Source organism: Ochrobactrum sp. SFR4 (assembly GCF_019730395.1).
Classification (GTDB): domain Bacteria; phylum Pseudomonadota; class Alphaproteobacteria; order Rhizobiales; family Rhizobiaceae; genus Pseudochrobactrum.
Map to the genome: position 1 here is coordinate 1 of NZ_JAAPBB010001085.1, position 250 is coordinate 250.

Here is a 250-nt window from a genome sequence, read left to right on the forward strand (position 1 = left end):
CTGCATGCGTTCAGCCGCATCACCGAAGTCTTTGATAATCCGCTCAATGTCCCAGTCTTCAAGTCGTTTCGGGAATGCCCGATGGGCTCTTTCCCGCTCATGTGACGAGGTGACAGCTGTCAACCAGTCCCCTTTATCCCAGCGCGTACGGCGCCCGAGATGGGTCAACTGGATCATCACAGCAGCGCCATGTTCATGACATTCGTCAGCCAAGGCCTTCATCCACGGCACAACTTCATCTTTATAAGCG

1 protein-coding gene is annotated in these 250 nt (G+C 54.4%); it reads right to left on the bottom strand.

The features are described 5' to 3' along the window. On the bottom strand, positions 1–250 hold a 250-nt coding region (locus HBA93_RS22390), incomplete at both ends, for an oxidoreductase (protein ID WP_502910182.1).